General features: G+C 64.8%; 11 protein-coding genes. 3 read left to right on the forward strand and 8 right to left on the reverse strand.

What is annotated here, in order from left to right; translation table 11 throughout:
• The first annotated feature begins 41 nt into the window (after positions 1-41).
• On the forward strand, positions 42-734 hold the full coding sequence (locus AC2ITM_RS15560; RefSeq protein WP_486467542.1) for a metal-dependent hydrolase: 693 nt from the start codon (positions 42-44) through the stop codon (positions 732-734).
• A gap of 138 nt (positions 735-872) precedes the next feature.
• Here the strand turns inward: AC2ITM_RS15560 and AC2ITM_RS15565 are convergent, their stop codons facing one another.
• The 7 genes from AC2ITM_RS15565 to AC2ITM_RS15595 form a co-directional block, all read right to left on the reverse strand.
• A complete protein-coding gene (locus AC2ITM_RS15565) occupies positions 873-1220 on the reverse strand; it encodes an H-type lectin domain-containing protein (protein ID WP_486467543.1) in 348 nt (115 codons plus the stop codon).
• A 131-nt stretch (positions 1221-1351) separates the two neighbouring features.
• A complete protein-coding gene (locus tag AC2ITM_RS15570; protein WP_486467544.1) occupies positions 1352-1780 on the reverse strand; it encodes a F0F1 ATP synthase subunit epsilon in 429 nt (142 codons plus the stop codon).
• An 11-nt stretch (positions 1781-1791) separates the two neighbouring features.
• Positions 1792-3213 carry a F0F1 ATP synthase subunit beta gene (gene atpD / locus AC2ITM_RS15575; protein WP_486467545.1) on the reverse strand — a complete coding sequence of 474 codons (1422 nt, stop codon included), beginning with the start codon at positions 3211-3213 and terminating at the stop codon, positions 1792-1794.
• 20 nt (positions 3214-3233) lie between these two features.
• The gene (locus AC2ITM_RS15580; protein ID WP_486467546.1) at positions 3234-4106 is read right to left on the reverse strand and encodes a F0F1 ATP synthase subunit gamma; all 873 of its coding nucleotides are present in this window, start codon (positions 4104-4106) and stop codon (positions 3234-3236) included.
• Between the two features lie 18 nt (positions 4107-4124).
• Positions 4125-5663: a F0F1 ATP synthase subunit alpha gene (gene atpA, locus AC2ITM_RS15585; RefSeq protein WP_486467547.1), complete on the reverse strand. Its 1539-nt coding sequence runs from the start codon at positions 5661-5663 to the stop codon at positions 4125-4127.
• A complete protein-coding gene (locus AC2ITM_RS15590) occupies positions 5663-6229 on the reverse strand; it encodes a F0F1 ATP synthase subunit delta (protein WP_486467548.1) in 567 nt (188 codons plus the stop codon). The genes atpA and AC2ITM_RS15590 overlap by 1 nt, the downstream gene beginning before the upstream one ends.
• 575 nt (positions 6230-6804) lie before the next feature.
• Complete coding sequence (locus tag AC2ITM_RS15595; protein WP_486467549.1) at positions 6805-7566, reverse strand: class I SAM-dependent methyltransferase; 762 nt, start codon at positions 7564-7566, stop codon at positions 6805-6807.
• A gap of 60 nt (positions 7567-7626) precedes the next feature.
• Between AC2ITM_RS15595 and gloB the strand changes: the two genes are divergently transcribed.
• Both gloB and clpA read left to right on the forward strand, forming a co-directional pair.
• Entirely contained in the window at positions 7627-8391 is a 765-nt protein-coding gene (gene gloB / locus AC2ITM_RS15600; protein ID WP_486467550.1) for a hydroxyacylglutathione hydrolase, read from the forward strand.
• A 173-nt stretch (positions 8392-8564) separates the two neighbouring features.
• The gene (clpA, locus tag AC2ITM_RS15605; RefSeq protein WP_486467551.1) at positions 8565-10904 is read left to right on the forward strand and encodes an ATP-dependent Clp protease ATP-binding subunit ClpA; all 2340 of its coding nucleotides are present in this window, start codon (positions 8565-8567) and stop codon (positions 10902-10904) included.
• A 233-nt stretch (positions 10905-11137) separates the two neighbouring features.
• Here clpA and AC2ITM_RS15610 read toward each other — a convergent pair whose 3' ends face one another.
• On the reverse strand, positions 11138-13018 hold the full coding sequence (locus AC2ITM_RS15610) for a peptidoglycan -binding protein (RefSeq protein ID WP_486467552.1): 1881 nt from the start codon (positions 13016-13018) through the stop codon (positions 11138-11140).
• Position 13019 lies beyond the last annotated feature (1 nt).

The raw sequence follows: 13019 nt of genomic DNA on the forward strand, positions 1-13019 counted from the left end.
GCCCTCCGCTAGTGTCTGCCGGGACAAAGCAGGAGCATAGCATGAAAATCATTCCCCTGGGCCATGGCGGGTTCCGCTTCGAGATCGGCAACGAAGTGCTGCTGGTGGATCCCTACCTGACCGGCAACCCCGTCTTCCCGGCCGAGCGTTACGACGAGGCGGTCGAGGGCGTCACCGCGCTGTTCGTCAGCCACGGCCACGGCGACCATACCGCCGATGCCTACCAGATCGCCAAGACCCGCGGCGTGAAGATCTACTGCATTCCGGACCTGGCGGCCTACTGGGGCAAGGCGGGCGAAGTGCAGTGCGTGGGCTTCAACAAGGGCGGCACGATCCGGCTGGACGGCGTCGAGGTGACGATGGTGATGGCGACGCATTCGTCCTCCATTCCGACCGAGAACGGGCCGCTTTATGTCGGCACCGAATCGGGCTTTATCCTGGAGGGAGAGGGCCATTCGATCTATTTCTCGGGCGATACGGACGTGATGGCAGACATGAAGATCTTCCACGATCTGCACGCGCCCGACATCGGCATCCTGTGCGCGGGTGGCCATTTCACCATGGACATGAAGCGCGCCGCCTATGCCTGCAAGACCTTCTTCGACTTCAAGACGGTCATCCCGATGCATTACAAGACCTTCCCGCTGCTGGAGCAATCCGCCGACCTGCTGAAGGCCGAGCTGCCGGGGGTTGCGGTGATCGAGCCCGAGGTGCTGGTGCCGATCGCGGTCTGAGAGCGGGTCATGGGGGAAGAAGGGGGCTTTCCGCCCCCTCTTGCGCTGCGCGCAATTCACCCCCGAAGGTATTTGGAACAAGAAAATGAGGGGCGGGGCCGCAAAATGAAAGGGCGGGGCCGCGGGGCGCCGCCCCTTTCACACGTCCCAGTCGTCTTCGTTCGGCACGGCGCCGATTGCCATCCAGCGGATGCGGACCCGGGCGATGCGGGTATCCCCCCAGGTGCGGAAGACCAGATCGAAGCCGTCTTCGGTGACATCATCCGCCTGGACGTCGGCGCGCAGGTTGGTGGTGGTGTCCATGTCCCACATCGAGAGCGCGCAATGCACCGCAGGCGGCGCCCGGAAGCGTTCGTCGAAGGGGATTCGCTGGCGACGTTCGCGCGGGCCGGAGCCCGTCCACATGGCCCCGCCGTCGCGGAAGTCCGAGAACAGGACCTGTTCGCCCTGGGCGATGCCGATGCGTCTGCTGTCGAGATGTCTCATGAAGGCGGGAAACCGTGGAAGGGTCCGCCTTGGTAACCGGGGGGACGTTAGAAAAACGTTGCGGCCGGGGCCGAAAACGAAGAGGCCCCGGCTGATGCCGGGGCCTGGTCGTGACGCCTGCTTGGGCAGGATCACTCGATATAGTTGGAGTGCTCCGCGTCCAGGCCGATATGGGTGCCCATTGCGACCATATCAGCCATCAACTTTGCGGCATGGGCCACAGCGTTGTCTTCGGTGGCATCTTTCCAGGCGCGGCGGGCCTCGGCGACCCAGTCGTTCAGGATCTCCTGGGTCATCTCGGCCTGGTGCAGCGCGCGTTCCGCGAGGACGGTGACGCCCTCGGCGGAGATTTCGGCGAAGCCGCCGGTGACGACGTAATCGTCCTCGCCCTGCGGCCCCTTGATGTGCAGCAGACCCGGACGCAGCGTGGTGATCATCGGCGCATGCCCGGGCATGGCTGTCAGATCGCCTTCAGCGCCCGGAATCTGCACCTCGGTCACCGGACCGGAGAACAGGCTCCGTTCCGGGGAAACGAGGGCGAAGTCCATGGTGTCTGCCATCAATCAGATCCTCAGGCTGCGTCTGCGGCCAGCTTCTCGGCCTTGGCGATCACTTCCTGGATGCCGCCGACCATGTAGAAGGCTGCTTCGGGGAGGTGGTCGTATTCGCCTGCGACGACGGCCTTGAAGGACGCGATCGTGTCTTCGAGCGGAACCTGAACGCCGTCGGCGCCGGTGAAGACCTTTGCCACGTCGAAGGGTTGCGACAGGAAGCGCTGGATCTTGCGGGCACGGGCCACGGTCAGCTTGTCCTCTTCCGACAGTTCGTCCATCCCGAGGATGGCGATGATGTCCTGGAGCGACTTGTAGCGTTGCAGGATGCCCTGAACGTCACGTGCGACCTTGTAGTGCTCTTCGCCCAGGATCTGCGGATCCATCAGGCGCGAGGTCGAGTCGAGCGGGTCGACGGCCGGGTAGATGCCCAGTTCCGAGATCGCGCGCGACAGCGTGGTCGTGGCGTCGAGGTGGGCGAAGGTCGTGGCAGGCGCCGGGTCGGTAAGGTCGTCCGCGGGAACATAGACGGCCTGGATCGAGGTGATCGAGCCAGCTTTCGTCGAGGTGATGCGTTCCTGCATCGCGCCCATGTCGGTCGCCAGCGTCGGCTGGTAGCCCACTGCGGACGGGATACGGCCCAGCAGTGCCGACACTTCCGAACCCGCCTGGGTGAAGCGGAAGATGTTGTCGACGAAGAACAGAACGTCCGAGCCGGAGCTGTCGCGGAACTGTTCGGCCAGGGTCAGGCCGGTCAGCGCGATACGGGCACGGGCGCCCGGCGGTTCGTTCATCTGGCCGTAGACCAGCGCCACCTTCGAGTCGGACAGGTTGTCCGGCTTGATGACGTTGGATTCGATCATCTCGTGATACAGGTCGTTGCCTTCACGGGTCCGCTCACCCACGCCGGCGAACACGGAGTAGCCCGAGTGCACCTTGGCGATGTTGTTGATCAGTTCCATGATGATAACGGTCTTGCCGACGCCTGCGCCGCCGAACAGACCCACCTTGCCGCCCTTGGCGTAGGGCGCCAGAAGGTCGATCACCTTGATGCCGGTCACGAGGATCTCGGACGAGGTTGCCTGCTCCGAGAAGGCCGGGGCGGGCTGGTGGATCGCGCGGTATTCATCCGCGTTCACCGGGCCCTGTTCGTCAACGGGTTCGCCGATGACGTTCAGGATCCGGCCGAGGGTCGCCTTGCCGACGGGGACCGAGATCGGCTTGCCGGTATCGGTCACCAGCTGGCCGCGGACCAGACCTTCGGTCGCGTCCATCGCGATCGTGCGGACGGTGTTCTCGCCCAGGTGTTGCGCAACTTCCAGAACCAGGGTGTTGCCGTTGTTGTCCGTGGTCAGCGCGTTCAGGATGGCCGGCAGGCCGTCTGCGAACTGCACGTCCACGACGGCGCCGATGACCTGGGTCACTTTGCCATTCAATGCCATGTGTTTCGTCTCCGGTTCCGTTAGAGCGCCTCGGCGCCCGAAATGATTTCGATCAGCTCGTTGGTGATGACCGCCTGACGGGTGCGGTTGTATTCGATCGTCAGCTTGTCGATCATCTCGCCAGCGTTGCGGGTCGCGTTATCCATTGCGGACATCCGGGCCCCCTGCTCCGAGGCGGCGTTTTCAAGCAGGGCGGTGAAGATCTGGGTCGCCACGCCGCGGGGCAGCAGGTCTTCCAGGATCTCGGTCTCGCCCGGCTCGTATTCGTAGACCGTCGAGGGCGCTTCCGCTGCCACTTCGAACTTCGCCGGGATCACCTGCAGCGCGGTCGGCTTTTGGCTGATCACGCTTTTGAATTTCCCGAAGAAGATCGTCGCGACGTCGAATTCGCCCTTGTCGAAGCGGCCCAGCAGTTCGCGCGCGATGCCGAGCGCGTTGTCATAGCCCAGCTTCTTCACCGTGGACAGGTCCACGTGGCCCACGAAAAGATCGCCGTAGGTGCGTTTCAGCTGCTCGCGGCCCTTCTTGCCGACGGTGAGGATCTTCACCGTCTTGCCTTCGGCCTTCAGCTTGTCGGCATGGGTACGGGCCAGCTTCACGATATTCGTGTTGAAGCCGCCGCAAAGACCGCGCTCAGAGGTCATGACGACCAGCAGATGCACCTTGTCCTTGCCGGTCCCCCGCAGAAGCAGGGGCGCCGAATCCGAACTGCCAACGCCCTGGGCAAGCTGGCCCAGGACGGCGCTGAAGCGCTCGGCGTAGGGCCGGGCGGCTTCGGCAGCCTCCTGCGCGCGGCGAAGTTTCGCCGCGGCAACCATCTGCATGGCCTTGGTGATCTTGCGGGTCGATTTGACCGACGAGATCCTGTTCTTAAGGTCCTTCAGAGAAGGCATGTTCTACCTCCCTCGGGCTCAGGCGAAGTCGGCTGCGAATTCGTCCAGCACTGCCTTCAGCTTGTCCGCGGGCTCGCCCTTGATCTTCGGATCGGCGTCGGTGATCCAGGCCAGCACGTCCGCTTTCTTGGTGCGCAGGAACTTCAGCAGCGCAGCCTCGTAGCGACCCACATCCTTCACCGGAACGTTGTCCAGGTAGCCGTTGGTGCCGGCGAAGATCACGCAGACGATTTCCGCGTTGGTCAGCGGCGCGTACTGCGGTTGCTTCATCAGCTCGGTCAGGCGGGCACCGCGGTTCAGCAGCTTCTGCGTTGCGGCATCGAGATCCGAGCCGAACTGCGCGAAGGCCGCCATTTCACGGTACTGTGCCAGCGACAGCTTCACCGCGCCTGCAACCGAGGACATCGCCTTGGTCTGGGCCGAGGAGCCAACGCGCGAGACCGACAGACCGGTGTTCACGGCCGGGCGGACGCCCTGGTAGAACAGTTCGGTTTCCAGGAAGATCTGGCCGTCGGTGATCGAGATCACGTTGGTCGGGATGAAGGCCGACACGTCGCCGCCCTGGGTTTCGATGATCGGCAGCGCCGTCAGCGAACCGGCGCCGAAGTCCTCGTTCAGTTTCGAGGAGCGTTCCAGCAGGCGGGAGTGGAGGTAGAAGACGTCGCCCGGGTAGGCTTCGCGGCCCGGCGGACGGCGCAGCAGCAGCGACATCTGACGGTAGGCGACGGCCTGCTTGGACAGGTCATCATAGATGATCAGCGCGTGGCGGCCGTTGTCGCGGAAGAATTCCGCCATCGCGGTCGCGGTGTAGGGCGCCAGGTACTGCATCGGCGCGGGGTCCGAAGCGGTGGCCGCGATCACCATCGAATATTCGATGGCACCGGTTTCTTCCAGCTTCTTCACCAGCTGGGCAACGGTCGAACGCTTCTGGCCGACGGCGACATAGACGCAGTACAGCTTCTTCGATTCGTCGTCACCTGCCGCGGCGTTGTAGGACGCCTGGTTCAGGATCGCGTCGAGCGCCACGGCGGTCTTGCCGGTCTGGCGGTCGCCGATGATCAGTTCCCGCTGGCCACGGCCGATCGGGATCATCGCGTCGATGGCCTTCAGGCCGGTCGCCATCGGTTCGTGAACCGATTTACGCGGAATGATGCCCGGGGCCTTCACGTCTGCGATGCGACGCTCAGAGAACTCGATCGGGCCCTTGCCGTCGAGCGGGTTGCCGAGCGCGTCCACCACGCGACCCAGCAGGGCGTTGCCACAGGGCACGTCCACGATCGAGTTGGTGCGGGTGACGGTGTCACCTTCCTTGATGTCGCGGTCGGTGCCGAAGATCACGACACCGACGTTGTCGGTTTCGAGGTTCAGCGCCATGCCGCGGATCCCGCCGGGGAATTCCACCATCTCACCGGCCTGGACATTGTCGAGGCCGTGGACACGGGCAATACCGTCACCGACGGAGAGCACGCGACCGACCTCGGCCACTTTGGCATCTTGGCCAAAGTTCTGGATCTGCTCCTTCAGGATCGCAGAGATTTCGGCAGCTTGGACTCCCATTATCCGACCTCTTTCATGACATTCTGGAGTGCGTTCAGTTTCGAGCGGATCGACGTGTCGACCATGCGCGAACCCACTTTGACAACGAGACCGGCGATGAGGCTTTCATCCACGGTCGTGTTGAGTTTCACCGTCTTGCCGATGGTTTCGGCGAGGGCGGCGGAAAGCTTGTCTGCCTGTTCGGCCGAAAGCGGCGTGGCCGAGGTGACCTCGGCGGTCACTTCGCCGCGGGCATCGGCCAGCAGTTCGTTCAGGCGCGTGATCAGCTGCGGCAGCGTGAACAGGCGGCGTTTCTCGGCCATCAGGCCAAGGGTGTTGGCCAGCGCCGGCAGCAGGGCCAGCTTCTGGGCAACGGCGATGATCGCCTGGGTCTGGGCCTCGCGCGCATACATCGGCGATGCGATCATGTCGCGCAGGTCTTCGGACACCTGGAGGGCCTCTGCCAGCGCCGCGACGCTTGCATCAAGATCACCGAGCGTCCCGCCGTCCCGCGAAATCTCGAAGACGGCCTGGGCATAGCGCGAGGCAATGCCGTAGGAAATCGAAGCTGGTTCGGACACGTCCACCCTTCCGAATATCTGGCCCCGCCCCGGCACGGGAAAATTCCCGGAATTTGCACCAACGCAGGGGGTTTGCGGCTCTGGCGCACCAAAGCATCAAAATCGCTGGGGGTGTAGCAGAGGGACCCTCACCCATCAACCCGCTTGAATCCGCGGGTGCCCCCCTTCATCCCCTTCGTTTTACTGGAATTTCCTGTGGATTTCACGGGTTCGTGCGGATGCTTCCGACAGAGGTTTCCGGTAAGTTAATATAATTGGTCAGCTTTTTCGTCCTACCCCCGTGGCGGCATCCACTGCATTATCAAGGAAACCGCGACGATGGCGCGCGGGACAGAAAATTTCGTGTTCCGCGACGTCCTGTCGCGATCCGTCAAACCGTTGCCGTGAATCCCCACAATTCCGTTGCGTGCACAAGTTATCATGGCGCAATTGAAAGTTGATATTCCAGTCCCTACCGCCGAGTAGAGACCAGCAAAATTCGTGACTTGCGGGAGAAGGAGTGGTTTTTTCCCATCTACCGGGACTCGCGCGATCTGTCGCAGCCGCCCTGCGACAGCCTGCCGCACCCCCTGCCCTCGACTTTAGTGCCGGTTGCGATAGGCGGTCTCGGGTTTCGGGGCGGTCAGCCCCTCCAGGACCTTCAGGCCTGGGGTGCGGCGGACCAGGTCCCCGGGATCGCCCGGTGCGGGCACCCGCTTCGACACCTCGACCATCAGCACCCCGCCCGAGACGATCATCGACATCGAGCGCCCCAGCCGTTCCCAGAACGGCGCGGTCTTGCGCCAGAACCGCCGGTGCGAAGGCGGCTGGTAGAGCGTATGGGCGTGACGTTCGGGCAGGAAGGAATGGCGGCGCAGCTGCGCCTCAAGCTGGCTCTGACTGTAGGGGCGGCCAAAGCCGAAGGGCGTGGCGTCGGAGCGCGCCCAGAGGCCGGAGCGGTGCGGCACGATGAACAGCGCCTTGCCGCCCGGCCCCAGCACCCGGAAACATTCCTCCAGCAGTTCCGAGGGGCGCTCGCTGACCTCAAGCCCGTGCATCACCACCAGCTTGTCGACCATGCCGGTTTCGACCGGCCAGAGGGTTTCCTCGGACAATACCGCAACATTGGGCATCCCGGCGGGCCAGGGCATCACCCCCTGCGGCGCTGGCATCAGCCCGATCACCCGCCGGCTTTCGGCCAGGTAGGGACGCAGCAGCGGCACCGCAAAGCCGTAGCCCAGCACGGTCTGGCCCTTGGCCTCGGGCCAGAACTCCAGCACCTGGTTGCGGACATTGGTCTGCGCCGCGCGACCCAGGGTCGAACGATAATAGAAGTTGCGCAGGTCCTGCACGTCCTGGTGCATTGCAAGCCTTCCCCCGTTGCGCTTCACTTGCAGACAATAGCAAGCAAGGATGATTTGAAAATGGCTGTCGACCTCATCACCGTGCCCTGCCTGAAGGACAACTATGCCTATATCGTCCCGGGGCCGAAGGAAACGCGCATCGTCGACGCGCCAGAGGCGGCCCCGATCCTGGCGGAACTGAAGGCCCGCGGGCTGGTGCCGACCCAGCTTCTGCTGACTCATCACCACCACGACCACACCGACGGCGTGGCCGAATTGCGCGCCGCCTACCCCGGCCTGCAGGTGCTGGGCCCGGCGGCGGAAGCGGCGAAGATGCCCGCCCTGGACCATGCCCTGTCCGAAGGCGATTCGTTCGGCGAGGGCGAAGAACTGTGCCAGGTCATCGCCGTGCCCGGCCATACGCTGGGGCACATTGCCTTCCACATGCCCGGGGCCCGGCTGGTCTTCACCGCCGACAGCCTGATGGCGATGGGCTGCGGCCGCGTCTTCGAAGGCACCTTCCCGATGATGCACGACAGCCTGCAGAAGCTGGCGGCGCTGCCCGGTGACACGCTGGTGTGTTCGGGGCATGAATATACGCAGTCGAATGCGCGCTTCGCGCGGACCATTGAACCTGCCAACGCCGCCCTTATATCTAGGTCTGCGGATATTGACGCCGCCCGAGCCGAAGGACGACCGACGGTGCCGTCCCTTCTTTCCCTGGAGCTCTCGACCAATCCGTTCCTGCGCGCGCACCTGCCTGAAGTGGCGCGGGATCTGGGCCTTGACGCCGCGTCGCCCGCGGAGGTCTTCGCCGAGATCAGACGCCGGAAGGATTCCTTCTGACAAACGCCGGATTCACACGCGAACCCGCAACGCTGTCGCCAAATGTGATCCTGCCCGCACAGAAAACCCTTGAAGCGTGTGGGAGATCGACCAAACTTTAATACTGAGAGGCCAAGGTTGGACCCGGGGTCCCCGTTACCCCGCTCCGACATAGATCGAAAAGGAGCCCACAAGTGCCTTCATTCTCGACCACTCTGGAACAGGCCATCCACGCAGCCCTGGCCCTGGCGAATGCGCGTCACCACGAATTCGCCACTCTGGAGCACCTGCTGCTGGCCCTGATCGACGAACCTGACGCCGCGCGCGTCATGAAGGCCTGTTCGGTCGATACCGAAGAATTGCGACAAACTCTTGTCGAGTTCGTGGACGAGGAGTTGCAAAACCTTGTCACCGACGTCGACGGCTCCGAAGCAGTTCCGACCGCGGCCTTCCAGCGCGTGATCCAGCGCGCCGCCATCCACGTCCAAAGCTCGGGCCGGACCGAAGTCACCGGGGCGAACGTCCTGGTCGCGATCTTCGCCGAGCGTGAATCCAATGCCGCCTATTTCCTGCAGGAACAGGACATGACGCGCTATGATGCGGTGAACTTCATCGCGCATGGCGTCGCCAAGGATCCCGCCTATGGCGAGACCCGTCCGGTTACCGGCTCCGAGAACGAGGATCGCCAGGCCTCGGCGCCCAAGGCTGCGACCTCCAGCTCCGAGGGCGACGGCAAGGAGTCCGCATTGGACAAGTACTGCGTCAACCTGAACGCCAAGGCGCGCGAGGGCGATGTCGATCCGCTGATCGGCCGTGCCGACGAGGTCGAGCGCTGCATCCAGGTGCTGTGCCGCCGGCGCAAGAACAACCCGCTGCTGGTGGGGGATCCGGGCGTCGGCAAGACCGCCATCGCGGAAGGCCTGGCGCGCAAGATCGTCTCGGGCGAGACCCCCGAGGTGCTGTCGAACACGGTCATCTTCTCGCTCGACATGGGGGCGCTGCTGGCCGGCACCCGCTATCGCGGCGATTTCGAGGAACGCCTGAAATCCGTCGTGACCGAGCTGGAAAACCACCCCGATGCGGTCCTCTTCATCGACGAGATCCACACGGTGATCGGCGCCGGTGCGACATCGGGCGGGGCGATGGATGCCTCGAACCTGCTGAAGCCCGCGCTGCAGGGCGGCAAGCTGCGCTGCATGGGCTCGACCACCTACAAGGAGTTCCGCCAGCACTTCGAAAAGGACCGCGCCCTGTCGCGCCGGTTCCAGAAGATCGACGTGAACGAGCCCTCGGTCGAGGATGCGGTGAAGATCCTGCAGGGCCTCAAGCCCTATTTCGAGGAACACCACGGCATCCGCTACACCAATGACGCGGTGCGCACCGCGGTCGAACTGTCGGCGCGCTACATCAACGACCGCAAGCTGCCCGACAAGGCGATCGACGTCATCGACGAGGCCGGCGCGGCCCAGCACCTGGTCGCGGAAAGCAAGCGGCGCAAGACCATTGGCGTCAAGGAGATCGAGGCCGTCGTCGCCAAGATCGCCCGCATCCCGCCGAAGAACGTCACCAAGGACGATGCCGAGGTGCTGAAAGACCTGGAGGCCTCGCTGAAGCGCGTGGTCTTCGGCCAGAACGCCGCCATCGAGGCGCTGTCCTCGGCGATCAAGCTGGCCCGCGCGGGCCTGCGCGAGCCCGAGAAGCCCATCGGCAACTACCTCTTCGCGGGCCCCACCGGCGTCGGCAAGACCGAGGTGGCGAAACAGCTGGCGGATACGCTGGGCGTGGAACTGCTGCGCTTCGACATGTCGGAATACATGGAGAAACACGCGGTTTCGCGGCTGATCGGTGCCCCTCCGGGCTATGTCGGCTTCGACCAGGGCGGCCTGCTGACCGATGGCGTCGACCAGCACCCGCACTGCGTGCTGCTGCTGGACGAGATCGAGAAGGCGCATCCGGATGTCTACAACATCCTGCTGCAGGTGATGGACCACGGCAAGCTGACCGACCACAACGGCCGGACGGTGAACTTCCGCAACGTGATCCTGATCATGACCTCGAACGCGGGTGCGGCCGAGCAGGCGAAATCGGCCATCGGCTTCGGCCGTGACCGCCGCGAGGGCGAGGACACCGCCGCGATCGAGCGCACCTTCACGCCGGAATTCCGCAATCGTCTGGATGCTGTCATTTCCTTCGGCCCGCTGCCGAAAGAGGTCATCCTGCAGGTGGTCGAGAAATTCGTGCTGCAACTCGAAGCCCAGCTTCTGGACCGCGGCGTTGCAATCGAACTGACCCGCCCGGCGGCCGAATGGCTGGCGGACAAGGGCTACGACGACAAGATGGGCGCCCGCCCGCTGGGCCGCGTCATCCAGGAGCACATCAAGAAGCCCTTGGCCGAGGAACTGCTGTTCGGCAAGCTCGCGAAAGGCGGCGTGGTCAAGGTCGCCGTCAAGAACGGCGAGATCGACCTGCAGATCAAAGGCCCCGACAAACTGCGCCTGTCGGGCAACAAGCCTCCGCTGCTGACCGCAGACTGAGGGACGATCCCGGAGAAACCAAGGGGCGGATCTTTCCGCCCCTTTTTTGATGCCTGCCTTGTCTGGACCGCCGCATGGGGGGCGCTGCCCCCGTCCGCGCTGCGCGCGGACTCCCCCGGAGTATTTTCGGCCAGATGATAAAGAACCAGTTCCCCTGTCATCTGGCCCCAAATACTCCGGGGTGAATGGCGCCCGGGCACCGGGCGACAGAGGGGCAGAGCCCCTACCCGGCTTCAGCGTTCCGTCAGTTTCAACTCGATCCGGCGGTTCTGGGCCCGGGCCTCGGGCGTCTCGCCCGGCACCAGGGGCTGATACTGGCCAAACCCGTTGGCCGAGAGGCGATCCGGGGGCACGCCGTACTGGATCATGCGGCGCACCACCGACAGGGCCCGCGCTTGGGAAAGCTCCCAGTTGTCGGCGTACTTTCCGTTACCAGACAGCGGCACGTCGTCGGTATGGCCATCGACACGGATGATCCAATCGACGTCCGCGGGCATTTCCTGACTGATTTCCAGCAGCAGCCCCGAGATCTTGCGAATCTGTTCGTCACCTTCCGAGGAAAGCTCTGCCGCGCCGGGCGCGAAAAGCACTTCGGAAGAAAAGACGAACCGGTCACCCACCACACGCACGCCATCCTGACCGGCCAGGACCTCGCGCATGCGGCCGAAGAAATCCGATCGGTAGCGGGCCAGTTCCTCGGCCTGCTGTTCGTATTTCTGGGCCTTTTCCGCCATGGCCCTGGCCTCGGCCTCGGCCTTTTCGCGCTGGCTCTTCTCGATCGCGGCGGCGCGGGCGAGGGCTGCGTTCAGATCCGAGCCCAGCGACTGGATCTGCACCTTGCTGTCCGCGTCGCGCTGCTTGTAGTCGTCAAGCAGAGCCTGAAGGCTGCCCAGCTGAGTCCGCAGCGCCGCCACCTGGCTGTTCAGCAGTGCCGTGCTGCGGGCCTGGTCTGCCGTCTGCGCCTTTTGGTCGGCCAGCGCCTGGTTGGCGGCCTGCAGCAACACCTGGCGCTGCTCGGCCTCGGTCATGCCGGCCTTCGCATCGGCCTCGGCCTTCAGCCGGGCGGCGAGCGCCGCCGCCAGCTGCTGACGAATCGCGTCCTGGTCGGCCGTGCTGCCCTGCGCTGCCGACAGCTGCGCCTGCAGGGATGCCACCTTGTCCTGCAGCGCCGCCTGCGCCTGGGCCTGGTCCGCGGCCTGCGATTGCGCCTGTTGCTGCGCCAGAACCGCCGCGGCCAGCTTGTCGTCCAGATCCGTCTTGGCCGCCTGCGCCGCCGCCAGCAGGGTCAGTGTGTCCTCGGCCTTCTTGCGCTCGGCCTCCAGCGTCAGGGTCATCGCCGTCAGCGCGTCCTGAGAGGATTGCAGCTTGTCCCGCAGGGCCTTGGCGGCTGCGGCCTCGGCCAGCTGGGCCTTCTGGGCCTCCGACAGCTGCGTCTGCAGATCGCTCAGCTGGCCGCCCAGCCCCGTCGCAGCCTGCGCCGCATCGGCGTTCTTCGCCTTCAGGTCGTCCACCAGGGCCTGCAGCGCCTCGCGCCGGGCGGCGTCCAGGCGGGCGGCCTCGGTCTGGGCATCGACCTCCTTGCGGGCGGCCGCCAGCGCGGCCTGCAGCGCCGCCTGGGCCTCCGCCTGCCGGTCCTGCGCCGCCTGCAGATCGCCCACCTGGCCCTGCGCCTGATCCCGCTGGGCGATCAGCGCCGCCACCTGCGATTCGAAATCGGTGATCTTCGCCTGGGCCGCGTTCAGCGCCGTCTGCGCCCCGTCGCGCTGCTGCGTCAGCGCGGCGATCTGCGCCGTCTGCTGGTCCAGCTTGCCCTGCCGATCCGACAGCGTCGCATTCAGCGTGCCGATGTCGGCCTGCAGTTTCGTGTTGCGATCCCGCGCCATCCCCAGGGCGGAACTGAGCTGCGAGACCTGCGCCGACAGCGTGCCCAGCTCGTCCTCCTGCCCGGAGATCGTCTTTTCCTGGCCATTGATCGTGTCCTGCAGCACGAACTGCACCACCATGAAGATGGTCAGCACGAACATCAGCACCATCAGCAGCCCGGTCATCGCATCGACGAAACCGGGCCAGATATTGGCCTGCAGACGCGCCCCGGACCTGCGCGACAGCCCCATG

The organism is Pseudooceanicola sp. NS-SX9 (genome assembly GCF_057380705.1).

What these genes read in the sequence shown, in the direction of transcription:
- AC2ITM_RS15565 (WP_486467543.1), bottom strand. Translation starts at nt 1,220, where the DNA reads ATGAGACATCTCGACAGCAGACGCATCGGCATCGCCCAGGGCGAACAG.
- atpD (WP_486467545.1), bottom strand. Translation starts at nt 3,213, where the DNA reads ATGGCATTGAATGGCAAAGTGACCCAGGTCATCGGCGCCGTCGTGGAC.
- AC2ITM_RS15595 (WP_486467549.1), bottom strand. Translation starts at nt 7,566, where the DNA reads ATGCACCAGGACGTGCAGGACCTGCGCAACTTCTATTATCGTTCGACC.
- gloB (WP_486467550.1), top strand. Translation starts at nt 7,627, where the DNA reads ATGGCTGTCGACCTCATCACCGTGCCCTGCCTGAAGGACAACTATGCC.
- AC2ITM_RS15610 (WP_486467552.1), bottom strand. Translation starts at nt 13,018, where the DNA reads ATGGGGCTGTCGCGCAGGTCCGGGGCGCGTCTGCAGGCCAATATCTGG.
- AC2ITM_RS15580 (WP_486467546.1), bottom strand. Translation starts at nt 4,106, where the DNA reads ATGCCTTCTCTGAAGGACCTTAAGAACAGGATCTCGTCGGTCAAATCG.
- AC2ITM_RS15560 (WP_486467542.1), top strand. Translation starts at nt 42, where the DNA reads ATGAAAATCATTCCCCTGGGCCATGGCGGGTTCCGCTTCGAGATCGGC.
- atpA (WP_486467547.1), bottom strand. Translation starts at nt 5,663, where the DNA reads ATGGGAGTCCAAGCTGCCGAAATCTCTGCGATCCTGAAGGAGCAGATC.
- AC2ITM_RS15570 (WP_486467544.1), bottom strand. Translation starts at nt 1,780, where the DNA reads ATGGCAGACACCATGGACTTCGCCCTCGTTTCCCCGGAACGGAGCCTG.